Source organism: Chloroflexota bacterium (assembly GCA_009840355.1).
In the GTDB taxonomy this organism is placed as follows: Bacteria; Chloroflexota; Dehalococcoidia; order Lucifugimonadales; family JADFKI01; genus Bin90.
In genome coordinates this window covers 1-26049 of the sequence record VXNZ01000038.1, presented here as the reverse complement: position 1 = coordinate 26049, position 26049 = coordinate 1, and the positions used below count along the sequence as shown (strand labels likewise).

The following is a 26049-nucleotide window of genomic DNA, read 5'->3' as shown; positions in this document are numbered from 1 at the left end:
GCTGAAGGAGGCGCAATATGCCAAGAGCGCATTTGGATTTGCAAGACGCGGACGCATTGAAGACGGTGAACGGCAAATGGCGATACGCAGTCGGGCTTGTGCCGGGCGAGCCGAATCAAGGGCTAGTCGCGCTGAGCGACGGCAGCCCGGCACGCTTGCCCGACTACGACGACTCAGGTTGGGAAGTATGCGACGACCTCGCGGAATGGCGCACATACGGGCTGTCGTTCATCTGGTATCGCATCGAGATTACGATACCGGAGACGATCGGCGGGCGCGATGTGCGCGGCACACAATGCCTGTTCGAGACCTGCATCGACGACTACGGCGAAGTGTGGGTCAACGGCGAACTCGACATGTCGAAGGGCGCGGTGCAAGGCTTCAACATACCGCAACGCGTCGTGATAAGCGCAGACCCACAGCCCGGTGACAAGCACAAAATCGCGCTGCTGGCGGTCAACGGACCAATCGCCAGACCGGGTGGCGCCGTGTTCGTTCGCTACGCCACGCTCGCATTCGAGTGGCGCGGCGAAGGGTATTAGCAGGTCAATGCAGGTTCAACGGCGATACATTCGCGCTCTACCTTCGATATTGATTCTATTCCCCTTCCACCTTGACGGAGAATCGGAAGGTGATTGAGCATAAGTGCGCCCAAGCCTAAGTGTACCCAAGCCTAAGGGCGCCCAAGAATGTGCATACAAGGCGAGTCACGCAATAGGCAGACATTTGCGAAGCCGTATGGCGAGGTTCGCTCAGTCTCCTACTTGACATGTTCCACAGGCGATTCTGGGAGAAACGCGATGGCAAACTTCAATCTAGAGGGCAATGTGCAGACCGTACTAGGCGCGATAAACCCGGCGCAGCTCGGCATCACGCTGACGCACGAACACTTGCTCATCGACATGTCGCCGCTATTTGCGCCGCCGGAACAAGCAGGTGCAAAGGGCTTCTACTACGAACCCGTGTCGCTGCAGAATGTCGGGCGCATACAGCACTGGGCGCAACGCAACGCCGACAATGTACAGCTGACTGATGTGGCAACCGCGATTGACGAGGTGAACATCTACCAGCAGTATGGCGGCGGGTCGCTGGTGGACGCGACGAGCATCGGCATCAAGCGCGATGCCGAAGGGCTGGCGCGCATATCGCGGGCGACCGGCGTGCGCATAGTTATGGGTGCGTCCTACTATGTTGATGATTCGCATCCCGCAAACATGGACGATATGACCGAAGACGATGCAATGTCGCGAATCGTGCTGGATGTAACCGAGGGCGTGGACGGCACGCCGCACAAGTCCGGCGTCATCGGTGAAGTCGGCTGCTCTTGGCCGCTCATGCCGAACGAACGCAAGGCTTTGCGCGCATCAGCGCGGGCGCAGCGCATCACCGGCGCGCCAATTCTGATACACCCGGGCAGAGACGAAACCGCGCCACTGGAAATCATCGAAGTGCTGCGCGAGGCGGGAGCGGACTTGGAGCGCACGATAGTTGGGCATATCGACCGTACCGTGTTCTTGCACGAAACGCTGCTGCAAATTGCAGAGTCCGGCTGCTACTTGGAATGGGACCTGTTCGGCACTGAGCAGTCCTACTACGGCGCGAACTCCGCCATCGATATGCCGAACGATGCCAAGCGAATGGACGACATCGCGTGGCTGGCGAGTCAGGGCTATGGGCATAAGATTCTGGTGTCGCACGACATCTGCACCAAGAACCGACTGGAACGCTACGGCGGGCACGGCTACGCTTATATTCTTGGGCATATCGTGCCGAGAATGGGCATGCGCGGATTCAGCCAAGCCCTGATAGACGATATTTTGGTGAACAATCCGGCGACGGCACTCACATTCGCCGCGCCGCAGGAGGCGAGTTAGATGGCAGGCAAGATTGCCTTAGTCGGCGGAGACGAATTTCAAGTATCCTGCCGTCAGATGGACAACGAGCTAGTCAACGCTACGGGCCACGTACAGCCGCGAGTGCTTATCGTGCCAACAGCGACAGCTCAGGAAGGACGCCCGGTTCTGCAAGCGACCCACGGCGTCCAGCAATTTGAGACGCTGGGCGCCGACGCGCAGCCGCTAATGGTCTTAAGCTCCGAAGAGGCAGACGACGAAAGCCTGGTCTCGCAGGTGGACAAGGCGGACATCGTGTATTTCGCAGGCGGCAATCCTGCGTATCTGCTGGAAGTTCTGCGCGGGTCGCTCCTGCTGCGAAAGGTTCAAGAAGGCTTGGAGCGCAATCTGATAGTCGCCGGTTCCAGCGCCGGCGCGATGGTAATGGGCGAGCGTATGCGCTTTCGCCAGTGGACTGATGCGCTGTCAATCGTGCCGGGTGTGGTTGTGCTGCCGCACCACGAGCGTGCCAGCAAGAACGAAACGGCACGCGATCTGCGCCATGAAACAACCGGCAGACTCACCGCATTGGGCATAGACGGCGCGACCGGCTGCGTCAGCGACGGCGACGGCTGGCGCGTGCTAGGCGAAGGAGAGGTAACAGTGTACCGCGACGGCGAGTGGAGCACACACACGCAAGGCGAGCATTTTGAGATTGGTTGAAGAAATCACACAATTCATTCATAGTTCGTTTTACTTCCCATCCTAACCTTCCCGCGTCAAGAGGGAATGGAATGCAAGAGTAACGGCTGCAAGAGTATTGAACGATTAGACGAGGGTATTTCATGCGTTTGGAAAGCAAGGTCGCGCTGATAACGGGCGCGGGAGCGGGCATCGGCAGGGCAACCGCGCTCAGGTTCGCGGCAGAAGGCGCGAGCATCGTGGCGTCTGACATCAGCGAGGCATCCGCGGTCGAGACTGCCGCTGCCGTTAGGGAAGCGGGCGGCGAAGCAACGGCAATAGGCGGCGATGTCGTAAGCGACTCAGACGCGAAAGCGATGGTGCAAGCCGCCATAGACGCATACGGCAAACTCGATACGCTGCTGAATAGCGCGGGAGTGAGCGGCAGAATCGACCTCGGAGAAGGCGCGACGCACGAAGATGTTTGGGACAAGGTGATGGATGTGAACATTAAAGGCACTTACTTGGTTTCTTGGCATGCCGCGCCTGAGATGGAAGCGGCGGGCGGCGGCTCCATCATCAACATCGGCTCCATCATGTCGCTGGTGGGGTATCCTATGGGAATGACCAACGGCTTCAGCCCATACAACCCGTCCAAGGGCGCGGTGCTCCAATTCACACGCAATCTGGCGCTTGATCTCGCGCCTAAAGGCATCCGCGTTAACTGCATATGCCCCGGCTATGTGGAGACGAACATGACCCGCATTCTGACTGATGTTCCGGAGTCTTATGAGTTCCTGAAGCAGAGGCATCCGATAGGGCGGCTGGGGCAGCCGGACGACATCGCCAACGCAGCCCTGTACCTCGCATCTGACGAGTCCGCATTCGTAACAGGCACGCCGTTGGTGGTGGACGGCGGATATACGGCGCAGTAGGCCATGTCGAACGTGACGGCAGCACGGGTAACCTGAAGATACGCTACATTCTAAACATTCTAAATGCGCTGGGGAGAATGAAGCCGCCAACGGTGGTGGCAGTGGCGGCGCTGCTACTTGCCACCGCGCTGGGCTGGTACTGGATGTGGAGCGCGTTCTTCCCATACTAGCCGCGGGCATTGCGGCAAAAACGTCAGTGCGGCTCAACGGTCAGACGCTCACCGTGGCAGTTGATGAGGGGCTGACGGTGCTGAACGCCGTGCGCACGCCTGCGAACGCGGATGGCTCTCACGGAAACCGAAATTGCGCGCGGCGTCATCCTCACCTGCCAAGCGCTCCCTACTAGCTTGCGCCTCGCAGTAGAGTACAAATAAGGCTCGGATTCTATTGGCGTTCCGTAGCTGGAGAAGCGGTTTCGACAGATTCGGGGACGCTCTGAAACGAGTACACCCTGCTCTTCCACACTTCGAAGGCGATGTTGTCGAGCGCCTTGCGGTTGGGCGTGTCCACGGCTAGGCGGCGCGATAGCACCCTGTCGTCCACGTCGCGGAGTAGGCGGCAGCGGTCGACGAAGCCCGTTAGCGTAGAGTTTTCGCCGCCTAGCAAAATGTGGTCGATGGTGTCGATGTATGGCTCGAAGACTGCATTGGCAATCTCGCAAGTCTTGTCGTAAAGCTCACGGATTAGGCGTTCGCGGCTGCGCTCGAAGCGGCGCTGAGATTGTCCGCCGGCGCGATGGCGATTTTTCATGTAGCGTCCCGCTGTCTTGGATGCGACGAGTTTATTGCCACGCACAACGCCGACTGCGTAGCGCCCTAGACGCAACAACACCACACCTACGACATATTCGCGGTCGAGCATACGAAGCAGTGGCGACGCGACGAATCCGGAGCGCGACACGTCGTCCGCAAAGGGAAACGGTGGGCATACCGCGACCGCCTTGCCATCTCCAATGAAGAGCGCAAGGCCCGTATCAGACTCGCCGACGGATTGCGCGACCACGCCCATCGCATCGTCGTCCGGCATGTTCGGACGGACGATGCGGCGGTCTTGCATACGCGCCTCATATGACGCGGGCGTAAGGTAGAGCGTCCTCTCGCACCAGCCTTCAGCGGCAATTTCGTCGAGCAGGCGACGCAGCCGCGCCCTGCTGGTGGAATGGCGCTCTACCAGTTCTAGCATACTCTATGCGCTGCCGTTTGTCGCGCCGTTCGCGCTGCCGTTTGCGGTGAAATAGTCGTAACGAACTGCCGCGCGTCGAAGCGAATCTTCGATGTCTTCAGTCAGCATGTAGCCTTCGCCGGCAAGCTCCTGTGCGGCGCGTTCCGTCTGCGCCAGATAGTCGTCCTTCGACGAATAACGCTCGCTGATGGCAGGACGCGGGTCGCGGATCGCTGCGCCTTGCGTAGGCGTTGCCGGGAACGGCAGCACCCAGCCCGCGAGTCCGCCCGTGATGCCGATGACCAAGCCGGGCGCTCCGATGTCCGGATGCCGCAGATTCCAGCCCGTGTAAGTCGCGACCGGCACCATCAGGTCGGGCAGGCGAATGCCGCCAACCTCGTTGCAGTCGTCGTCCACATTCGCCACTAGCGCGGGGAACTCTTCGCCCTGCACCGGCGGCAGCATAGTCGTGCGCCCGTTCTTGGCGTCAGGTCCGTAGTCGAGGCGCATCGCGCGCGTAACCTTCTCAGGGAACGCGACGCCCGGTATCCGCAGGAACTTGGACGCTAGCGTGTGCGATTCGACCGCCGTACCGTCCGAGATACGCGGATGCCTGCTCGCCGGCGCCGGACGCTCACCGCGTACCCACATGTCTAGGTTTTCCAACGATGCGCGCAGCAGCGGATTGTACTCGATGATGTTGAACGGCAACTGCCCGCGCATGCCGTCCGCGCGCGTGCCGAGCGGCGGGAAATGCCCTGAGCCATGCGGCGAACCCGCGAAGTGATACCGCCGCACAAAGTCGCTTTCCTCCGGCGCGTCGCTCATGTCGGCAAAGTTCGTGTGTATCAGCGCCGCGTCGCCGCGCCAATACTCCGCCGATGTGTTGGTGAACATAATGCGCGGCATGTGTCCGCGCGCCTGCAAGTTCTCCAGCAGCGAGCCGCTCTCACCCGTTACGGGGTCGGACTGCTCCGTGTCCGCGAAGGGGAACAGCTTCGGGATGATGTAGCACACATCCTTAGACGGCTGACCGAATCGAAGGTTGAATTCGCCGCGCATGCCGCCCGCGACATGCGAGATTATGCCGTCCAGCGCCATGTTGCCGTTTTCGTCGGTGTTCAAGCCGGTGTGAATATACTCGCGCAAGAAGCGGCCGCTCTGCGATGCGCCAAACGCGTGTGCTCGTTGAATGCCGCCCGCGCACGGGTTGCCCTGCCCTGCCGTGCCATGTTTCAGGAATGAAACGATGTCGCGCATCGCCGCAAAGCCAAGCCCGACAATCGTGCTGCCCGTCGTGGTGTACACGAGCTGGTATATGCGGCCCGGCTCAAAGCCCTCTTCCATGTAGATATGGCAAGGATCCGGCTCTATTGACGCGTCCTCAAAGCGCAGGAAGCGCCACTTGTCCCGCGCTATCGGTTCGGATGGGCTGTTGGGATGGTCGCGCACAGTCAGCGTTGCATCCGCTTCGTTCTCGTCGGCGGCGGGATGCGGCGTGTGCTGCCTGTCCGCAAGCAGGAAGAACTGCGTGAAGTGCGTCGCTTGGAACTGGCACATAATCTTACCGCGGATTGGGTTGCCGTCCGCGTCCTGCGCTTGTGGTGCCTGCAAGCCGATAAGCCCAACACCACGCGGCACATCCGCCTGCCAGCCGCCGAACAGCACGGAATAGCCGTGCCGCATAAGGAAGCCGTTGCCCGAATCCAGCGGGTCGGACGGCATCGTGGGCTTACCCGTGTCGTTGAAACGCCCCATCACTGTCTTTCGTCCGCGGTTGACCACATCGTAGAGCACGCTGCCGTTGCCGTTCTCCATATTCTCGGGCTTCAGCAGTGTGAAGTCCGACGAGAACCATACCTTGCCCTTAGAATCGCGCGGCGCGAGCTGCAAGTCAACGACGCCCTCGTTGGCGGAATGCAACGGATCGACAGCATAGTGAACCGTGCCGTCAATCTGTTCATACGCGCCCACATCGCCAAATCTCTCGCCGCCCGCATAAGGAGCGCGCCTGCTGATTTCTAGTTGTACGACTGCCACTTTGGTAGCCTCCTTCACTGCTGAATGTACTGCTGAATGTTCGTCCTCTTTATCAATGAATGTGGTTCTTCATTTCGTCGCCTATTCATCGCGCCTAATTGCGACTGATTTTACCATCGCAAGGGCAGTTTTGGGAAACAGCCTAGGCAACAGACGATTTGCCAGCTCTTCCGCCAAGCCATAAGAGTCATACGTTAATCGTCGTTATTCGTTCCAAATCGTCGCAGCCGAGAGTCGCCATCGCAGTATGCGACACGATCGCATCACCCCTGCCATATTTGACATGCTGATAGCCAGCGTGTCAAAATCCCATTGCACAGATATTCGGACTTGAACACCCTAGCGAAAGCGGCTCGCCCGTCAATACACCCTAATCGCCAACGCGATATATGTAGGCTTCCGCCGCCTTAATCATTCATTTATTCATTCACAACCACAATTACATCATCTCCGCATTTCAGACAAGCACTAGTCAATCACAGTAGCCGAGAGCGCAAGAGTTATCGGCTCCACAACCTCAGCAGCCACTAGACACCAAGCCGTCATGACAGTGCGATTTCACGCACTCGCGAGCGCGGCGCGGCATGTCAGGCGAACGGTATTCGCCGGAAAGGCTGGTATATGGCAACGGAAGACCCTCATTATACGCAGCGCCAGCCAACGCAGATCGAGGTCAAGAACCTCTGGAAGGTATTCGGCAAGAACCCGAAAATCGCCCTCCAGGACAAGTATGCCTCGTCATCGCGCGCCGAAATTCAGGAAGAACTAGGGCTTGTCGTCGCACTGCGCGATGTGTCGTTCCGAGTCGGCAAAGGGCAGATTTTCGTCATTATGGGACTGTCCGGCAGCGGCAAATCAACGCTGGTACGCTGCCTCATCCGCCTCATCGAATCCACGCAAGGCGCGGTGCTGTTCGATGGCGAAGATGTGCTGAAGTTCGACTCCGAACAGCTCATCCAGTTCCGCCGCGAGAAGATTGCGATGGTCTTCCAGCACTACGGGCTGCTGCCACATCGCCGCGTGCTCGACAATGTCGCATACGGGCTGGAGATTCGCGGCGTTGACAAAGAAGCGCGCTACGAAGCGGCGCTCGAAGCCATTGAGACCGTCGGTCTGAAGGGCTGGGAAGACTACTTGCCCAGCGAGATGAGCGGCGGTATGCAGCAGCGTGTCGGACTGGCGCGCGCGCTCGCAGCCGACTCCGAAGTGCTGCTGATGGACGAGCCGTTCAGCGGACTCGACCCTCTCATCCGCCGAGAGATGCAAGACGAACTTATCTCGCTGCAGACATCCATCCAGAAAACCATCGTCTTCATCACACACGACCTCAACGAGGCGCTGAAAATCGGCGACCGCATCGCCATTATGCGCGACGGCGAGATTGTGCAGGAAGGCACGCCCGAAGAGATAGTAACCCTGCCCGCGGACGACTATGTAACTTCATTCATCCAGGATGTTTCGCGCGCGAAGGTCATTCAGGCGAAAGCGATTATGCAAGAACCCGATGTGGTCGTGAACGACTGGCAGGGCCCACGCGCCGCGCTCCAAGCAATGCGCAGCAACGATACCGATGTGTTGCTCGTGCTTGGGCACAACAGCATCCTGAAGGGCATCATCACCGAAGACGAAGCCGGAAATCTCGCGCGGCAGAAAGTCGAATCCCTGCGCGATGTTCGACTGTCCGAAGTGATGACCTCAAGTCCGGACGCGTACATCGAAGAACTTATCCCGATGGCGGCGAGCACGGAGCATCCCATCGCAGTCGTCAACGAAGACGGTCGGCTGCTCGGCCAAGTGCACCGCGGCGCTCTGCTTACAGGGATGTCGGACGACTCGATGGAGGATTAAGCATGGCGCAAGTCGAAAACCTTCAACAGACCTCCGAAGACGCACAACGAGTAACCGCAAGCCAGGTGCCGCGCATCTACTTCTGGCTGCTCGGCATCGGCGCGGTGATCATCGTGCTCCTTGCATGCCTGCTTGTCTGGGGTCCCAACATGGAATACCCCACCACCGTATCGAGCTCGGAAGTCGCTGCCGGCGCAAACACGGTCGTCATCGAGAAATCGCTGCGGCAGGTAACCGGCGACAGCATCGACGGCTGGGCGGACTGGCTGACAAAGAACGGCGACTGGCTGTTCGAAGGGCTTAAGGCGGCTATCCAATACGCCTTGCGGTACATCGAAGAAACTCTCAAATGGATTCCCTGGCCCGCGATAGTCGTCGCGCTCGCGTTGCTGTCGTACGCTGTCGGGCGTTGGCCTATGGCGCTCTTCACCACTTTCGCGATGCTGTTCTTCGGCTTTATGGGACTGTGGGAGAACACGATAGACACAGTGGCGCTCATGCTGGTGTCGGTCGCAATCGCGGTCGCCGCCGGACTGCCGCTCGGCGTAATTGGCGCACGCAGTCAGCTGGCGGACAACATAATGCGCCCGATTCTGGACGCCATGCAGACGATGCCCAGCTTCGTGTACCTGTTGCCGGGCATTCTGTTCTTCGGACTCGGCTCACCGGCAGGCATATTCGCCACGCTCATCTACGCCGTGCCGCCCGTCATACGCCTGACCAATCTGGGCATTCGACAAGTAGATGAAGAAGTCGTAGAAGCCGCGCGTTCGTTCGGCGCATCACCTTGGCAGGTGCTGACGAAGGTGCAAGTGCCAATGGCAATGCCCACGATAATGGCGGGCATCAACCAGACCACGATGATGGCGCTCGCAATGGTAACAATCGCTAGCATGGTCGCCGCCGGCGGCTTGGGCGACAACGTTCTGCGCGCCCTGCAAAAGAACCAGGTCGGCGAAGGGCTAATCTCCGGCGCAGCTATCGTCTTCCTAGCCATCATCTTCGATCGGCTCACGCAGGGCGTAGCCCGTGGCCGCCAAGACGCACTGAGCCATGCTGCTGGTTAATCGCAGGGGGTGAACTGCCTGAGAATGCTGTCAGTGGCGCATTCGCGGCAGACTCTCATCAATGATTCTTGCAATTTCGTCTCGAAGAAAGTCAGGAGGCTTGCTTATCTGATATAGTGCAACGGTAGAAACAACGCGGTCGTCGCATCCGCGCGCAGCCGATCGATTCTCGGCAAGCGCATTACGGAGCGCTTGAGACCGCATCGTAATCGGATCGTAAATTTACAAGAAATGGACAAGCAATCAGCAAGGAGGATAGGACTTTGGTAAAGAAAGGAATGTTGTTGCCGGCGGCGCTGATTATGGCGCTCGTCGCGTTCGCGGCAATCGCCTGCTCGCAGCCCGCACCGGCTCCCGCACCGGCGCCTGCGATCGACGAAGCACGGCTGCAAAGTATAGTTGAATCGGCAGTCGCGAGCGCCGCGCCCGCTCCTGCCCCCGCAGCACCACAGGTTACGGCTGAAGAAATATCGGCGATGGTCGAAAAGTCCATGATGGGCATGGCAGAGTCGCAAGTATCTGCCGACGACATTGCGATGATGGTGGAAGAAGCCGTCGAGTCCGCAGCCATGGAAGGCGCAAGCCCCGAAGAGATTCAGGCTATGGTGGAATCCGCGGTAATGGCTGCCAGTGAGGACGCCGTTACGGCCGACGATGTCGAATCCGCGATTTCCATGGCGGTTATGGAAGCGCAGGAATCTGCCGTTACAAGCGAAGATGTGCAATCCGCCGTCAGCATGGCAGTCATGGAAGCACAATCTGACGCGCTCACCGCTGACGAAGTGCAGAGCATCGTCGCTATGGCGCTCGAAGAGCGCGCGATGATGGAAGAGCCGCCGCGCGAGACCATCATTTTCGGCGACCTGAACTGGTCGAGCGCACTGCTGCAGAACCGTATTGCGCAGTATCTCGTCGAGAAGGGTTACGGCTACCCGACCGATGTCAAGTTCGGCGCGACACTGCCCCTGTTCCAAGGGCTGCGAAACGGCGACACGCATGTTGCCATGGAGATTTGGCTGCCTAACCAGGATGAGGCATGGGACGAAGCGCGCGCCGCTGGCGAAGTCGTCTCCGTCGGTCTGAGCCTGGGCAAGGACTGGCAGTCCGCGTTTGTCATCCCCGCATACCTGCAAGAGCAGTATCCTGAGCTTGACAGCGTTGAAGACCTGAAAGACCCGCAGTATCAGGCATTGTTCACCACAGCCGAGACCGGCGACAAGGCGCGGCTGGTTTCCTGCGTCATCGGCTGGGCTTGCGAAGTCGTGAACGAAGCGCAGATCGAAGCCTATGGGCTTGGCGACTATGTGGAAGTCATCAACCCCGGCGACGGCGCAGCGCTGAACGCAGACATCTACGGCGCATACGAGCGCCAGGAGCCGTGGCTCGGCTACCAGTGGGGCACCAATGACCCCGCGCTCAAGCTCGACCTAGTTCGCTTGGAAGAGCCAGCCTACAGCGACGAGTGCTGGTTCACCACGAAGGCTTGCGCCTACGAGGACGCCACTATTCTGATAGCAGTCGCGCCGGACCTGCCCGCAAGAGCGCCGGAAGTCATTAACATGCTCCGCGCATGGGACTTCAACATCGACATCTACAAGGCGGTCGTCCGCTGGCAGGACACCAACCCGGACGCGGACACCAACGCGACCGCGCTCTGGTGGCTGAGCGCCAACACCGACATCTGGGAAGACTGGGTAACTTCCGAAGCAGCCGAGAGCATACATATCGCCCTCGCCGCCGGCGAAACCCCTGAAGGCTGGCCCAGCGAATAGCACAGCAAACCACAATTCACTTGGATAGTCAGGACGAGCAGGATAACAACCGTCCCATCTTGGCTATCCTCTAATATCGGTGTAAGTTTAAGTCGCTCATGTTAGAATAGTCTGCGGAGGCTATATCGACATGAGCGACTTTCGCGTTAGGTTTGCGCCAAGTCCGACGGGCGAACCGCATGTAGGCAACATCCGCACAGCCATATTTGACTGGCTGCTGGCGCAACGGCACGGCGGCGAGTTCATCGTCCGCGTGGAAGACACCGACCGGGCACGCGCCGTCGATGGTGCCGTCGAAGTCATCATCGAAGCGCTGAAATGGCTCGGGCTTGAATGGAACGAAGGACCGGACATCGGCGGCGAATACGCGCCGTACAAGCAGTCCGAACGCCTGCCGCTGTATGCGAAGTACGCCGACCGGCTCATCGAATCCGGCTTCGCGTACAAGTGCTACTGCTCTCCGAAACGGCTGATTGAAGTTCGCAAGCAACGCTCCAAGCAGCAGAATACGACAGGCTACGACCGCCGCTGCCGCAGTCTCACAGATGAAGAGCGCGATGCGCTCGAACTCGAACTGCGCGCGCGCGGCGAAAACCCTGTCGTGCGCTTCAAGATGCCACTCGAAGGCACGACCACCATCGACGATCTCGTGCGCGGCGAGGTCACCTTCGAGAATCGTCTGGTGGACGACTTCGTGATGCTCAAGTCGGATGGATACCCGACATATCACCTCGCGCACTTGGTTGACGACCACGAGATGCGGATTACGCATGTGCTGCGCGGCGAGGAATGGCTGCCGAGCGTACCGCGCCACCTACAGCTTTACGCCGCGCTGGGATGGAAACCGCCGCAGTTCGCGCACTTGCCGATAATTCTCGCGCCGGACAGGTCCAAGCTCAGCAAGCGGCACGGCGCGACATCGTTGCTCGAATACCGCGAGATGGGCTACCTGCCGCACACAATGGTCAATTTCCTGACGCTGCTCGGCTGGTCGCTCGATGACAAGACGGAACTGTTCTCGACCGAAAGCCTAATCGCCAATTTCTCCATCGAGCGCGTGTCCAAGGCGGGCGCGATATTCAATACGGAAAAGCTCGACTGGATGAACGGCCACTACATCCGCGAGATGAGCGCAAACGAACTCGCGGACGCGCTTCTAAACTTCTGGCAAGCATACCCGCCGCCGGAAATACCCAGCCTGCCGTCGCGCGAGCTTGCGCTGAAAATCGTCCCGCTAGTGCAAGAACGCATGAAGACGCTGCGAGACGCCGCGCCGCTAGTCGCCTTCCTGTTCAAGGAACACATCGAGTACGCGCCGGACGAACTCATCCAGCGCAGGATGGACGTCGCATCAACGCAGATGTGCCTTGAAGCGGCGCACGACGGGCTTGCCAACCTGCCCGACTTCGACGCCGAATCAATCGAAGCCCTGCTGCGCGGCATGGTCAAGGAGATTGATGTGAAAGCGGGGCAGCTCTTCGGCTCTCTGCGCGTGGCAACGACGGGACAGAGAATCGCGCCGCCGCTCTTCGAATCGCTGGAAGTGCTGGGACGCGATCGCAGCCTCACATTGATAGCGGACGCGCGGGACAGCCTGGATGTCGCAACAGCCGCCCGGAAGTAAGACGACTTTACAAATGCAATTTTTTCTCTGTCATTTCGAGCGAAGCGAGAAATCTAAAGTCGGAAACAGGTTTGCGTGCGATGATTTCAGATTCCTCACTGCGTTCGGAATGACAAAAATAGTGCGAAATAACGATATTGGGATTTGTGAAATCGTCTCCAAGAGTAGTTAGGATTGTACGATGCCGCTAAAGGAAGCGCTTACCAACGACCTCAAGGACGCGATGCGCCAGCGCGATGCTGTGCGCCGCGACACCATCCGCTTGCTGCTCTCCGCGATCGGCTACGAAGAGAAGGCAAAGCGCACCGACGCCCTCGACGACGACGCTGTGATGCAAGTGCTCAGCAGGCAGGCTCAGCAGCGCCGCGACAGCATAGAGGCGTACCAGAAGGGCGACCGCCCAGACCTAGTCGCCAAGGAAGAGGCAGAACTCGCCATCGTAGTCCAATACCTGCCTCAGCCGTTGAGCGAGGACGAGATTGCCGCGATTGTGCAGTCAGCTATTGCCGATGTAAGCGCTACCGGCCCCCAGGACATGGGCAAAGTGATGGGCAAGGTGATGCCGCAAGTGCGTGCGCGCGCGGACGGCAAGCAGGTCAGCGCGCTGGTCAATCAGACGCTGCGGAGCCTGTAGGCATGAACTTCGGCGTTGTCGTCTTCCCCGGCACTTGGAGCGATGTAGATTGCTTCGATGTGCTGAACGATGTGTTCGGCAAGCCCGTCGAATATGTCTGGCACAAAGACACAGATCTTTCGCCATACGACTGCATCATACTGCCCGGTGGCTTCTCCTATGGCGACTACCTGCGACCCGGTGCCATAGCGCGCTTCTCGCCAGCGATGCAGGCGGTGAACGACTTCGCGGCACAGGGCAAACTTGTCATCGGAATCTGCAACGGCTTTCAGATATTGTGCGAGGCGGGCTTGCTGCCCGGCGTCCTGCTGCCCAATGACCATCTCCAATTTCGCTGCCAGTGGACGACCCTGCGCGTGGATAACGCGGACACCTCCTTCAGCAGCGCGGCGTCCGTTGGGCAGACGCTGCGCGTTCCCATATCGCACGGCGAGGGTAATTACTTCGCCGAACCCGCGGTCATACGGCAGCTCGAAGATCAAGGGCGTGTCGTGTTCAGGTACAGCGACGATAGCGGCGACATCACGCCTGACGCCAACCCCAACGGCTCGCTGAACAACATCGCTGGCATCATCAATGAGCGAGGCAATGTGCTCGGAATGATGCCGCATCCCGAACGCTGCTGCGACGCGCTGCTCGGCGGCGAGGACGGCAAGGTCATCTTCCAGTCGATGATAGACGCGCTGAACGCCGCCAGCATAAGCGCCGTATCTCGCTGATGCTGGGCGCGGCGATGGCGCTGACGGCGGCAATGGGATTCGGCGCGGCAGCCGTATTCGCCCGCATCGGCTTGCAGTACATGCGTCCCACCACAGGCGCGTTTGTATCGCTGCTGATAGGCATTGCCATCACGCTCACGCTTGCGCTCGTCTTCCACTTCGACGATATCTTCGCGTTGAGCGGCATCGCGTTCGTCTGGTTCCTCATAACCGGAACGCTGAACTTCCCGCTTGGCAGGCTTCTCAACTTCACCAGCGTAAACAAGATAGGCGTGTCGCGCTCCGCTCCCATAATCGGCGCCGCGCCGCTATTCTCGGGTATTCTTGGCGTAACGCTCGGCGGAGAGAGCATGAACTTCTTCATCTTCACCGGAACGCTTGTAATCATCGGCGGAATCGCAATGATAGTTGGTCAAAAATAATGCAAGAACAGATAGACAGACGAGATGCGCTAATTGGCTACGCCGCAGCGATAGGCGCGGCGGCATGCTACGGCGCGCTCGCGGTTCTGGGGCGCAAAATCGCGCTCGACATCGCCCCCCCGCTCGTGGCTAACGCCTTTTCCATGATTTTGGGGACACTGGTGCTATTCGCCATATTCCAAGGCCAGATACGCGCCGATTACAGGGTGCGCCCGTCAAGAAAGGGCTGGCTGTTCGTTGCGCTCGCCGGCTGCGCCTCTACTTGGGGCGTAACATTCTGGTTTCTTGCGCTCGGCAAAGCGCCCGCAATCCTAGTCGCGCCGTTAGCGGGAACCAGCCCCTTGTTCGCGCTGCTAATGACGCTGATTTTCCTGCGCGGCGTAGAGCGTGTAACGATACGAACCTTCATAGGCACGATAATGGTAATCATCGGCGTAGCCCTGATTACACTAGGCATAGAATAGAGTAATAAGAGTCGTCGATAGACAGGACGGATAGAATATGGCGGTCTCAAGGGAAAGGCTGGACGAACTCGCGCTCACGGACGCGGAATATGAGGCAATCGTGGAACGGCTCGGCAGAGAGCCGAATCACTTGGAATTAGGGCTGTTCGGCTCGCTGTGGAGCGAACACTGCGGTTACAAGCACTCCAAGCCGCTGCTGCGCCTGTTGCCGAGCGACAGCCCGCGCCTGCTGGTAACGCCCGGCAGCGAGAACGCGGGCGTCGTGGACATCGGCGACGGGCTTGCGGTCGTAATGAAGATCGAATCGCACAATCACCCTTCCGCGATTGAGCCATACGAAGGCGCGGCGACTGGCGTAGGCGGCATCGTGCGCGACATATTCGCGATGGGTGCGCGTCCAATAGCGCTTATGAACTCGCTTCGATTCGGCAGCGTGGACGAGCCGCGCAACCGCTATCTGTTCGGCGGCGTGGTCGCAGGCATTTCCGGCTACGGAAACTGCATCGGCATCCCCAATGTCGGCGGCGAAGTATATTTTTCGGATTCCTACGCTGGCAACCCGTTGGTGAACGCGATGTGCGTAGGCATACTGTCGGCGGACGACCTGCTGAGCGCCACGACCGGCGGCGCGGGCAATCTGCTGATGCTCGTCGGGTCGGACACTGGTCGCGATGGCATACACGGCGCATCCGGGCTTGCGTCCCGCACATTCGAGGACGAACGCGAGCTGCGCCCGACCGTGCAGGTCGGCAACCCGTTCATGGAAAAATCTCTCATCGAAGCATGCTTAGAAGTCGCCAAGACCGGTCACATCATCGGACTGCAAGACCTAGGCGCGGCGGGACTGACAAGCGCATCGGTTGAAGCGGCGTCGAACGGCGAGAGTGGCATAGAGATTGATGTCGCGCTTGTACCGCGCCGCGAAACCGGCATGACGCCCTACGAAGTGATGCTGTCCGAGTCGCAGGAACGCATGTTAGTGGTCGTCAAGCCCGGATACGAAGACGCGGTAAAAGCAGTGTTCGACAAGTGGGATTTGCAATCGACCGTCATCGGCACTTCAACCGATGACGGCTTGGCGCGCATCCTAGACGACGGCGAAGCACAGGGCGCGCCGCCGGTCAGGACGCTCACGGACGCACCGCAGTACCGATTACAGGGCGTCAAGGCGGAATGGCTGACGACATTGCAATCGCGCGACCTGTCCGAGCTTCCGCTGCCTGAAGAGACGCCGGCGGATGTGCTGCTGCGCCTGCTCGCCTCGCCGAACATAGCGAGCAAGGAATGGGTGTATCGCCAGTACGACCATCAAGTGCAGACGAACACGGTCGCGGCGCCGGGAGCGGATGCTGCGGTATTGCGCGTGAAGGGCACGGACAAGGGCATCGCGCTGTCAACGGACGGCAACGGGCGGCTCTGCTATCTCGACCCGTACATCGGCGGGATGATTGCCGTTTCGGAGGCGTGCCGCAATGTATCCTGCACCGGCGCGACACCGATTGCCCTCACCGATTGCCTAAACTTCGGCAACCCTGAAAAGCCGGAGACATACTACCAGCTGGAGCAATGCATCCTGGGCATGGCGGAAGCGTGCCGCGCGCTGGATGTGCCCGTCATCAGCGGCAACGTCAGCCTGTACAACGAGACGCAGGGCGTGGGCATATACCCGACACCGATCATCGGCTGCCTGGGCTTGCTAGACGACGCGCGCGCCAATGTGGGCATGGGTTTCCGGCAGGCTGGAGACATCATCGCACTGCTAGGCGCATCGGACATCCACGCCGACCCATCCACGCTAGTGGGCAGCGAATACCTCGAAGTCATGCATGGCGTGGTAGCAGGGCAGCCCGCGCTTGAAATCGAAGCCGAAGCAGCGTTGCAGCGCGCCTGCCGCAGACTAGCAACGACAGGTGTAATCGGCTCAGCACACGACTGCTCTGAAGGCGGCTTGGCAGTCGCGCTAGCCGAATCCTGCATCGAAGGCGGGTTGGGCATGGATTGCGGCGCGGAAACGGCGCTAGGCATGACGCTGGCGGAGCCTGGCGCGCGCTGGGATGTCACGCTATTTGGAGAAGCGCAGTCCCGGATAGTCGTGTCGCTCCCACCGGACAGGCTAGATTCATTCGCGGCAGTCTGCGCGGAAGAAGGCGTGCCGTTCTGCGAGTTGGGCGCAGTCGCGCCGGATTCGTTTACGATTGCCGGCGCGATTGAATTGCCCTTGTCGGAGATAGATGCAAAATGGCGACGCGGACTGGAAGACAGGTTGTAAGCAAATCTTACTGCACAGCACACTTGGGACTTGCGAATTGCCTATACCATTGCCCCCTTCTCAACCTTCCCCCTGAGGGCGAGAAACGACAAATGGAACGCGAATCATCCTGACACTACAACTGGAAAATTCACGAAGCACAAGCCGCTCGCAATTTGACACTAAAACGGCGTAGTGCTACATTAATAATGCTGTCAGTTGCGGTGCGCTGCTGCTAAAATCGGATTGGATAGGAGTGTCTGTATTGCCTGCTTACGACTACAAGTGCAACAGTTGCGGCCATCGTTTTGAGGAACGCCAGAGTTTCTATGACGATCCCGTGGCGAACTGCCCTATATGTGACAGCCAAGCCAGCCGCCAGTTCGTAGCCGTGCCCATAGTCTTCAAGGGCAGCGGCTTTTATGTGAACGACTACGGCAAGGGCAGCAGCTACACCAACACCACCAGTCGCAACGGCTCGTCTGAAAACTCCGGCAGCGAAGACTCTTCCTCAGGTTCGACATCCAAGGCGAGTTCCGCATCTTCTAGCTCGGAAGAGTAGTCCCACCATTGCGCGCCGTCATCCAGCGTGTCTCACATGCGTCCGTCACCGTTGACAACGAGATCACCGGCAGCATTGGCGCGGGCTTAGTCGTTCTCATCGGCATCCACGAAGACGACGACGAGGAAGATGCCGCCTATATCGTCGGAAAGACCACCAATCTTCGCATATTCAGCGACGACGACGGCAAGTTCGACCTATCAGCGCTCGACACATCCGCGGAATTGCTCGTCATAAGCCAGTTCACCCTATACGGCGACACACGGCGCGGACGACGCCCCAGCTTCAGTCATGCCATGCCACCGGAGCCTGCCTCCGACCTGTTCAACCGCACACTGCGCCTGTTCGAGCAGACCGGACTGAAGGTGCAAACAGGCAGATTTCAAACGCACATGGAAGTGTCAATCCACAACGACGGACCAGTAACCATCCTGATTGATTCCGCCGACAGGCATCGCACAAGGCGAGGTTGACGCCAAGTGATATTGCCCTCTTCCCAGCTCCTAGCCTTCCCCCAATCAGGGTAGAGGGATAACAGGGCGCAGGCAACAACCGAGTTTCAGCGCGGCGACCAGAAGCCCATTATGCCTTCCCCGACCACATGCGCCTCCGCGACCGGCTCCACATCCACCACCACGATGTGGAACGACGAGTGCCCAGGATGCGCGCCCATTGATGCCGTAACTGAGTCGGTCAACAGGTCGCCGGCGAACACGATGCTGCGGCTGTCCGGCGACCACAGCGAATGCGAGTAGGCATACTGGTCGAAAAACTGGAACATCGTCACCTGCTCGCCGGATGGTGCGAAATCTACCAGCAGCGTGCTCTCGCCGCTATGAGCATCGTAAAGCGCCCAGCTTAGTGCGCCCTGCCTGTTGGACAGCGTGACGAACGCGATTTTCGTGCCGTCAGGCGACCAGAAGAATGCCAAAACCGGCACGTCTAACTCGATCACGCTTGCCGATGTGCCGATTGGCACGACGGCTAGACTTTCGTACACGGGCAGCACTGTATCACGGTACATCAGATATTGCGATGCTTCGGCAATCGCAAGGTGTCTGCCCGTTGACGACCAAAGGAATGCCGTCTCCCCTTCTACGCTGCGCAGTGGCGTTATCGCCTGCACTCGTGCGCCGTCCATTCGCACGCTGGACACGCTCGCCTGCCGTACCGCTGGCTGCGAGCGTATAGTCAGCGAGCCGTCAATGGGATGCAGTGCTGGCACACGATAGCCTGATTCACGCAATTGCAATTGCTGTGCGGTGCAATCTTCCTCGCAAGAAACGGCGAAGTGTTCTACACCGCGATGCACTGCAAGCGTGGAAGAATCAGCAGACCAGGACATCCACAGCGGCCCATCGTCCAATAGATGATTTGCTGTCGGGTCGTCCCGCAGGTCGTCCATAAAGAGGCTCAGCTCACTGCCGGTGTTCGCGATGAAAGCGAGCCGCTGACCGTTCGGAGTCCACAGCGGATAGTGAACGACGCCCTGCGCCAGCAACCCCACTTCGCCCGGTTCGCCGGCGTGCAATACCCTCTCCGCGCCGCCCGAGATGTCCGATGCGTACAGGTTCAGCTGCAATGCGCCGTCGTTTTCCACGGCACCGGAATACACAAGCGTGTTCGCATCAGGAGACCATGTAGGCCAGGTGAAAAACCCATCGACATCGGGGCTGATAGTGTTGACTTGCAAGCCGTTGGGACGCATCGTCATCACTTCGCCGTCCGTGCTGACGAAGGCGATGAGATCGACGCCGGGTTCCGTAACCGGGCGCACTGCCGCGATTACGGCGGCGCAGGCGAGTAGCAGAACAAGCGCGAGTAAGCCAACGAATAGCCTAGCCAATGTCAGCCGCTCACGATGCGAAATCTAGGCTGATGTCGAGGTCTTTGGCGGAGTGCGTAAGCGCGCCCACGGATATGAGATCGACGCCCGACGCAGCGGCGGCGCGCACCGTTCGGAGCGTGATGTTGCCCGACGCTTCGGTAACCGCCCTGCCCTCTGACATCCGCACGGCGAGCGCCATATCCTCCGGCGCCATGTTGTCCAGCAGCAGGATTTTCGCGCCTGCGTCCAGCGCCTCTTCCACTTGCGCAAGGTCTTCGACTTCGACTTCGACATTTATCGTGTGCGACTTCTCGCTGTTCGCCTTACGCACCACATCGCCAAGGTTCATGCCGAGATCGCGCAGCGCCGCGATATGATTGTCCTTGATGAGAATGCCATCGCCGAGATTTTGCCGGTGATTGTATCCGCCGCCGACCCGCACGGCGTATTTCTCAAGCGCGCGCAAGCCCGGAGTCGTCTTGCGCGTGTCCACGATTCGCACATCGTAGCCATAGACTTCGCGCACATAGGCGGAAGTCTCAGTCGCAATGCCGGACAGCCTGCGAATGAAGTTCAGCGATGTTCGCTCCGCCTTGAGCAGTGGATTCATCCTGCCATCGACGGTGGCAATCAGGTCGCCCGATGACAGGCGCTCCCCGTCGCTGACATTGGCGGTGACCGCAAGGGAGCGATCGAATCGCCGAAAAACGGCTAGCGCGATATCCAAGCCCGCGAGAACGCCGTCTTCCTTCGCGACAAACGACGCCCTGCCCTGCATATCCGGCGGAATCAGGATGTCGGTTGTCGGGTCGCCTATGGATAGGTCTTCGGATAGCGCTCTGTCTATCAGCGCCTCCGTTTCCAGTGTCATGTGAAACAATGCCGTGTTCCTCGCTGCCTTCATCTACGAACAGACCCATCTTGGCGCAATATCGTCTGCCCAAGACGGGTCATTTACTTGGCTTGAATAGCAGTGTTGAATAGGTAGTTAAACGCAGCCGCTATACGACCGATAGCATCCTGTCCAGCGAGATGCGCGCCTGCTCTGCGGTATCGTCGTCAACGCTGATTTGGTTCACGACCACGCCTTCGTTCAGTCCGTCAAGCACCCAACTGAGATAAGCCGGATGGATGCGATACATCGTGGAGCACGGGCAGACAACCGAGTCTAGGCAGAATATCGTCTTGTCCGGATTTTCGGCGGCGAGGCGATTGACCATGCTGATTTCGGTTCCTATGCCGATAACGCTGCCCGGCGCGGCGTCCGCCACCGTCCGCTTGATGTACTCTGTCGAGCCGTTGGAGTCCGCAGCCTGCACGACATCCATCGTGCATTCCGGATGCACGACCACATGGACATCCGGGTGCGTCGCGCGAGCCTGCTCAATCTGCTGCACGGTAAAGCGCGTATGTACCGAGCAATGCCCCTGCCAAAGAATGAGCCGCGCTCCGCGAAGGTCTTCGACGGTGTTGCCACCCAGTGGCTTGAACGGATTCCAGACCACCATTTCGTCCAGTCCGATGCCCATCTTCAAGCCGGTGTTCCTACCAAGATGCTGGTCCGGCAAGAAGAGGATACGGCTGCCGCGCTCTAATGCCCACTCGAAGGTGGCAGGCGCGTTGGACGATGTACAGACGATGCCGCCGTTGCGTCCGCAGTGCGCTTTGATCGCGGCGGTGGAATTCATGTAGGTGATGGGGATAATGTCGCCATCGTCGCCAAGTTCGTCGTACAGGTCGTCCCAGCAGTCCAGCACATCATCGATTCGTGCCATGTCTGCCATGGAGCAGCCGGCGGTCAAGTTCGGCAGTATAACCCGCTGATACGGCGCGCTGAGTATGTCCGCCGTCTCCGCCATGAAATGCACGCCGCAAAAGATGATGCTCTCCGCATTTTTCTGCGTGGCTGCGAACTGCGAAAGGTTGAACGAATCACCGCGATAGTCAGCATACTTGATTATTTCGTCGCGCTGGTAGTGATGCCCCAGGATGACAGCCCTGTCGCCCAGCTTCGCCCTTGCGTCGGCGATACGCACGTCAAGCTCATCCGGCGACATTCGCATATAACTCACCGGCAGCTTTTGCCAGCGAACACCGGCGCTGAACTCGTCCTCAAGTGTCTTCGCTTGCAGCTCGTCGTCCGTCTGACAGAACGCGGACTGCTCGATTTCAGTAATGGGTATCGTCGGAATTCGTTGCTTGACAACCATAACGATAATCCCTCCAGACGCGCACGACCGCACAGCGGCGTTAGTGCGCTATCGTCCCCTGCAATGACCAGGGAGCTGTCTTGTCTATCTTCACATTGACCGTCTTCCCGGCAAGGTCAGAGTATGTATCTCCGTCGTTGATGAAAACCAGTTTGTCGTTGCGATTGCGCCCAAACCACTTGCCCCGCTTGCGCCCCTCCACAAGCACATCGAAGCGGCGTCCCAGCAGCTCGGCGTTTATCTCGGTGGCGATGCGCTCTTGCAGAATTTCGATCGCCTTCAATCGCAGTTTCTTCTCGTCCTGCGGCACATCGTCCACCAGCTTGCGCTCGGCGATTGTGCCGGGGCGGTTGGAATACGCCGCCGCGTGAACCTTGTCGAACTTAATGTCTTCGATGAGCGAAAGCGTCTCGTCGAACTGCGCATCCGATTCGCCGCAAAAGCCCACGATAACATCCGTACTCAGCGATACATTGGGTATGCGCTCGCGAATCTTGTCGATGAGGCGGCGATATTCGTCGTTCGTATAGCCGCGCCGCATATCGGCGAGTACCTTATCGTCGCCCGCTTGGAACGGCAGGTTGATATGCTCGCAAACCTTGTCCAGCCCGGCGACCGAATCAATGATATGGTCGCTCATATCGTTCGGGTGCGAGGTGAGAAAGCGCACGCGCTCAATGCCGGACACATCGTTGACCGCGCCAAGCAGGTCGCCTAAGTCGTTGTCCTCGGGCAGATCATGTCCGTAGGAATCTACATTCTGCCCAAGCAGCGTAACTTCTTTTACGCCGCGCTTGACCAGCATTTCAGATTCGAGCACAATCTCCGCGACCGGACGGCTGACTTCTCTGCCCCGCCGATATGGGATGATGCAGAAAGTGCAGAACTTGTCGCAGCCATGGATAATGGGAATGTAAGTCGCCACATCGGGACGAGCTACTAGCGGTCCGATGCAGCCGTCGGTGTCCAAGTCCATTCGCTCGCCAAGCAGGTCTATCAGCGGCTGGAACTGCTGCGGCTGCATGAACACATCGACATACGGGAAACGCTTTTGCAGGTCGTCGGTATTGGGTCCGACCATACAACCCATCAGCGCGAGAACCTTGTCTTGCTTACGATGCTTCAGCGGCTTGAGGCTCGTCATCATGCCCACTACGCGATCTTCGGCGCTCTGGCGCACAACGCAGCTATTGAGAACGATGACATCGGCTTCTTTAGGCGATTGGCGTGGCTCCAATCCCATCTGTCCGAGTGCGCTTTCTAGGCGCTCGGAATCTGCCTTGTTCATCTGGCAGCCGACAGTCCAAATGTAGTATCCATCCATTTGTGAAAGTTTTCTCAAAATCAGGGTAAAAAAATAATAGATGGCGGAGGGAATGGGATTCGAACCCATGAGGGCCTTTTCAACCCTAACCGCTTAGCAGGCGGCCGCACTAGACCTCTATGCGATCCCTCCACTCTAGTTAATGAATTAATATAACAGACGTAGCATAGTATTGGCAACATTAATGATTGTGATTTGCGTAACAATCAACAGCTGCTTAGGCTACCGCCCAGGCGCCAAACTAACCGCTTGCCGCCACCGCATCGGCCTGCTTGGCAACCTCGTCCTCTTGGCTACCGACCCACACTTCGCCGCCCTCGAAGAATTCCTTCTTCCAGATTGGCACAATCTGCTTGATGCGGTCGATCGCGTAGGCGCTCGCCTCGAACGCTTCCTTGCGATGCGGCGACGCGATGGCAACCACAAGGCTGAGGTCGCCGATTTCAATCCTGCCGAGCCGGTGCGCTATCGCCACATGGGAGATGCCCCAACGCTCGCGAATCTCATCGATTATTCGAGCGAGTTGGTTGTCCGCCATCGGGCGATATGCCTCGTATTCGAGGTACTGCACCTTGCGCGCGGCAGTTGAATCGCGCGTCGAGCCGAGGAATGTTACGACCGCGCCGTTGCTGTCGCTCTTAACGCTGTCGGTTATCGCATCCGGGCAGAGAGTTTCGTTGGTAATGGTAATCATTAGTTCACCGTTGTGCGCGCGCAATCTGACACGCGCCGAATCAGTTTCGGAAAGACTAGCACAGAAGAATTAACCGAGAATTGGAAGCGCTACGGCAGCGCGCCGCCGCTTACGGGCGGAATGAATGCCACTTCGTCGTTCTCGCTTAGCGGGTAGTCGTGCTCTTGGTACTCTTCGTTCACCGCAATCATCAGGCGCGACTTGTCTCCGGCAATAGCGGGATGCAAGCGCAGCAATTCGCTCGCCGCATCAGACACTGTGGCGCCCGTTGGCAGGCTCATTTCGATGTCCGCCGTACCCGCCTTTTCCTTGTAGCTTGCGAACAGCTTAACTCTGACTAGCAGCGCGCGACCTCCGGCACTTGGTACTCGCTCTATACGCTAATTATACCACGCCGCAGATTGCCATTGGCGCAGCCGCCCAAATAGCCCCTTCCCCGAGACGACTTCACAAGTCCCTAATGTTGTCATTCCGCGTTGTCTTTGTCATCCCGCGTTGTCTTTGTCATTCCGAACCAACTCCCATGTCATTCCGAACGCAGTGAGGAATCTGAATCGTTGTATGCAAGCCTGTTTCCGACTTTAGTTTTCTCGCTTTGCTCGAAATGACAGGTATAAATTGCATTTGTGAAATCGTCTTTCCTCCTAGTGGGAAGGCTAGGAAAGAGGCAAAGCCAACGCCACGCAACCCCAAATGCCATAAATCGACCTAATAAGCCAGCGCCCCGCCATTCACATGAATCGTCTGCCCCGTGATGAACGATGCGTCGTCCGACGCAAGAAATGCGCAAGTCGTCGCGATTTCCTGCGGGAAACCGAGCCTGCCGACCGGAATACCGACGGCGCGTGTGGCGGGCGGTCCGGCAAAGGGGTTAGCGTTGCCCGGTGGAGGTGTCGTGTCGAAAGCACCCGGCACGATATGGTTGACGAGGATACCGTGCTCCGCGAGCTCTTCGGCAAGCGCGCGCGTCAGACCTAGCGCGCCCATCTTGGACGCGCATACATGCGCCCACTCCGCTCTGCCCTTGAACGCGTTCAGCCCGGACACATTGATTATCCGTCCCCAGCCGCGCTCCATCATCCCCGGAATGACCGCCTGCGAGCAGAAGAACGGCCCGTCCAGGTTCACCGCCATCACCGCGCGCCATTGTTCGAGAGTCATGTCGGTGATGGAATCGGCGGCGCGCAGGCCGGCGTTATTGATAAGAATGTCCACGCGACCGAACGTCGCGAGCGCGTCCCCCACCATCGCATCGACCTCCTCCTTGACGCCCACATCCGCGATTGCGGCAATTGCCGAGCCGCCCAGCGCCTCGATCTCCGCGACCACGCCATCCGCCTCCGCACGATTCGAGCGCGCATTCACGACCACATTAGCCCCGCGCCGCGCCAACTCCAGCGCCGTAGCCCGCCCGATATTCCTGCCCGAACCAGTAATCAGCGCCACCTTGCCGTCGAGTGTCATTGAGATGCTCCTAATCTTGTGTTTTGCCTAATAGTGTTATTGTTCTTCGCCTATCAGTGGACTCTAAAATGCAATCATAATGCATTAGTCAAGCAGCGCCTGATAGCGTTTCCTTCTAGGTGGTCAGGCACGTTTCACTACCGTTCGCGGCGAAAGTCTCGTTGAGGTGGGCATAATTGCCGTTCCTTATGTCCCTTCCCCCTTTGGGGGAAGGTTAGGAAGGGGAAAATGACGAATTATGCACAGCCCTAAAGTCCTGAATCCACGAGACGATTCCACAAATCCCTAATGTTGTCATTCCGCGCTGTCTTTGTCATTCCGAACGCAGTGAGGAATCTGAAATCGTTGCACGCAACCCTGTTTCCGACTTTAGATTTCTCGCCTCGCTCGAAATGACAGGTATAGACCGCAAATGACAGGTATAAATTGCATTTGTGAAATCGTCTCATCCACAAGACAATTTCAAAAGTCCCTTCCCCCTTGATGGGGGAAGGTTAGGATGGGGGCGAAATATGTGTCC

24 protein-coding genes and 1 tRNA gene are annotated in these 26049 nt (G+C 58.7%); 15 read left to right on the top strand and 10 right to left on the bottom strand.

Annotated elements, in window-relative coordinates; all coding sequences use genetic code 11:
- Positions 1-17: 17 nt before the first annotated feature.
- The 4 genes from F4X57_10650 to F4X57_10635 all read left to right on the top strand — a co-directional run bounded on the left by F4X57_10650 (position 18) and on the right by F4X57_10635 (position 3448).
- On the top strand, positions 18-542 hold the full coding sequence (locus F4X57_10650) for a hypothetical protein (protein MYC07609.1): 525 nt from the start codon (positions 18-20) through the stop codon (positions 540-542).
- 147 nt (positions 543-689) lie between these two features.
- A complete protein-coding gene (locus F4X57_10645; GenBank protein MYC07608.1) occupies positions 690-1874 on the top strand; it encodes a phosphotriesterase-related protein in 1185 nt (394 codons plus the stop codon).
- Positions 1875-2555, top strand: a complete 681-nt coding sequence (locus F4X57_10640; protein ID MYC07607.1) for a hypothetical protein — start codon at positions 1875-1877, stop codon at positions 2553-2555.
- 122 nt (positions 2556-2677) lie between these two features.
- On the top strand, positions 2678-3448 hold the full coding sequence (locus F4X57_10635) for an SDR family oxidoreductase (protein MYC07606.1): 771 nt from the start codon (positions 2678-2680) through the stop codon (positions 3446-3448).
- Between the two features lie 384 nt (positions 3449-3832).
- Here F4X57_10635 and F4X57_10630 read toward each other — a convergent pair whose 3' ends face one another.
- Positions 3833-4630, bottom strand: a complete 798-nt coding sequence (locus F4X57_10630; GenBank protein MYC07605.1) for a hypothetical protein — start codon at positions 4628-4630, stop codon at positions 3833-3835.
- Positions 4631-4633: 3 nt separating this feature from the next.
- Positions 4634-6649 (bottom strand): hypothetical protein, encoded by a 2016-nt coding sequence (locus tag F4X57_10625; protein MYC07604.1) that lies wholly within the window; start codon positions 6647-6649, stop codon positions 4634-4636.
- A gap of 621 nt (positions 6650-7270) precedes the next feature.
- On the opposite strand from F4X57_10625, the gene F4X57_10620 reads away from it, so the two are divergent.
- From F4X57_10620 to F4X57_10570, 11 genes are all read left to right on the top strand, one after another.
- Entirely contained in the window at positions 7271-8497 is a 1227-nt protein-coding gene (locus F4X57_10620; GenBank protein MYC07603.1) for a glycine betaine/L-proline ABC transporter ATP-binding protein, read from the top strand.
- Between the two features lie 416 nt (positions 8498-8913).
- Positions 8914-9564, top strand: coding sequence for an ABC transporter permease subunit (locus tag F4X57_10615; protein MYC07602.1), 651 nt, complete (start codon positions 8914-8916; stop codon positions 9562-9564).
- Between the two features lie 263 nt (positions 9565-9827).
- Positions 9828-11336, top strand: coding sequence for a hypothetical protein (locus F4X57_10610; GenBank protein ID MYC07601.1), 1509 nt, complete (start codon positions 9828-9830; stop codon positions 11334-11336).
- Positions 11337-11466: 130 nt separating this feature from the next.
- Positions 11467-12960 (top strand): glutamate--tRNA ligase, encoded by a 1494-nt coding sequence (locus F4X57_10605; GenBank protein MYC07600.1) that lies wholly within the window; start codon positions 11467-11469, stop codon positions 12958-12960.
- A 181-nt stretch (positions 12961-13141) separates the two neighbouring features.
- Positions 13142-13594 (top strand): GatB/YqeY domain-containing protein, encoded by a 453-nt coding sequence (locus F4X57_10600; protein ID MYC07599.1) that lies wholly within the window; start codon positions 13142-13144, stop codon positions 13592-13594.
- Positions 13595-13596: 2 nt separating this feature from the next.
- On the top strand, positions 13597-14313 hold the full coding sequence (gene purQ / locus F4X57_10595) for a phosphoribosylformylglycinamidine synthase subunit PurQ (protein ID MYC07598.1): 717 nt from the start codon (positions 13597-13599) through the stop codon (positions 14311-14313).
- Positions 14313-14735 (top strand): DMT family transporter, encoded by a 423-nt coding sequence (locus F4X57_10590; GenBank protein ID MYC07597.1) that lies wholly within the window; start codon positions 14313-14315, stop codon positions 14733-14735. The genes purQ and F4X57_10590 overlap by 1 nt, the downstream gene beginning before the upstream one ends.
- Entirely contained in the window at positions 14735-15199 is a 465-nt protein-coding gene (locus F4X57_10585) for an EamA family transporter (GenBank protein MYC07596.1), read from the top strand. Before F4X57_10590 ends, F4X57_10585 begins: the two co-directional genes overlap by 1 nt.
- Before the next feature lie 37 nt (positions 15200-15236).
- Positions 15237-17468: a phosphoribosylformylglycinamidine synthase subunit PurL gene (gene purL / locus F4X57_10580; protein ID MYC07595.1), complete on the top strand. Its 2232-nt coding sequence runs from the start codon at positions 15237-15239 to the stop codon at positions 17466-17468.
- A gap of 244 nt (positions 17469-17712) precedes the next feature.
- Complete coding sequence (locus F4X57_10575; GenBank protein ID MYC07594.1) at positions 17713-18009, top strand: zinc ribbon domain-containing protein; 297 nt, start codon at positions 17713-17715, stop codon at positions 18007-18009.
- 8 nt (positions 18010-18017) lie between these two features.
- Positions 18018-18482 carry a D-tyrosyl-tRNA(Tyr) deacylase gene (locus F4X57_10570; protein ID MYC07593.1) on the top strand — a complete coding sequence of 155 codons (465 nt, stop codon included), beginning with the start codon at positions 18018-18020 and terminating at the stop codon, positions 18480-18482.
- Positions 18483-18568: 86 nt separating this feature from the next.
- Here F4X57_10570 and F4X57_10565 read toward each other — a convergent pair whose 3' ends face one another.
- The 8 genes from F4X57_10565 to F4X57_10530 form a co-directional block, all read right to left on the bottom strand.
- A complete protein-coding gene (locus F4X57_10565) occupies positions 18569-19855 on the bottom strand; it encodes a hypothetical protein (GenBank protein MYC07592.1) in 1287 nt (428 codons plus the stop codon).
- Between the two features lie 10 nt (positions 19856-19865).
- The gene (gene nadC, locus F4X57_10560; protein MYC07591.1) at positions 19866-20708 is read right to left on the bottom strand and encodes a carboxylating nicotinate-nucleotide diphosphorylase; all 843 of its coding nucleotides are present in this window, start codon (positions 20706-20708) and stop codon (positions 19866-19868) included.
- A 130-nt stretch (positions 20709-20838) separates the two neighbouring features.
- Positions 20839-22047, bottom strand: a complete 1209-nt coding sequence (nadA, locus tag F4X57_10555; protein ID MYC07590.1) for a quinolinate synthase NadA — start codon at positions 22045-22047, stop codon at positions 20839-20841.
- 40 nt (positions 22048-22087) lie between these two features.
- Positions 22088-23371, bottom strand: coding sequence for a tRNA (N6-isopentenyl adenosine(37)-C2)-methylthiotransferase MiaB (gene miaB / locus F4X57_10550; GenBank protein ID MYC07589.1), 1284 nt, complete (start codon positions 23369-23371; stop codon positions 22088-22090).
- 41 nt (positions 23372-23412) lie between these two features.
- Positions 23413-23503 (bottom strand) — tRNA-Ser (locus F4X57_10545).
- A 109-nt stretch (positions 23504-23612) separates the two neighbouring features.
- Complete coding sequence (locus F4X57_10540) at positions 23613-24065, bottom strand: molybdenum cofactor biosynthesis protein MoaE (GenBank protein ID MYC07588.1); 453 nt, start codon at positions 24063-24065, stop codon at positions 23613-23615.
- 89 nt (positions 24066-24154) lie between these two features.
- A complete protein-coding gene (gene moaD / locus F4X57_10535) occupies positions 24155-24442 on the bottom strand; it encodes a molybdopterin converting factor subunit 1 (GenBank protein ID MYC07587.1) in 288 nt (95 codons plus the stop codon).
- 331 nt (positions 24443-24773) lie between these two features.
- Entirely contained in the window at positions 24774-25535 is a 762-nt protein-coding gene (locus tag F4X57_10530; GenBank protein ID MYC07586.1) for a 3-oxoacyl-ACP reductase FabG, read from the bottom strand.
- Positions 25536-26049: the final 514 nt, after the last annotated feature.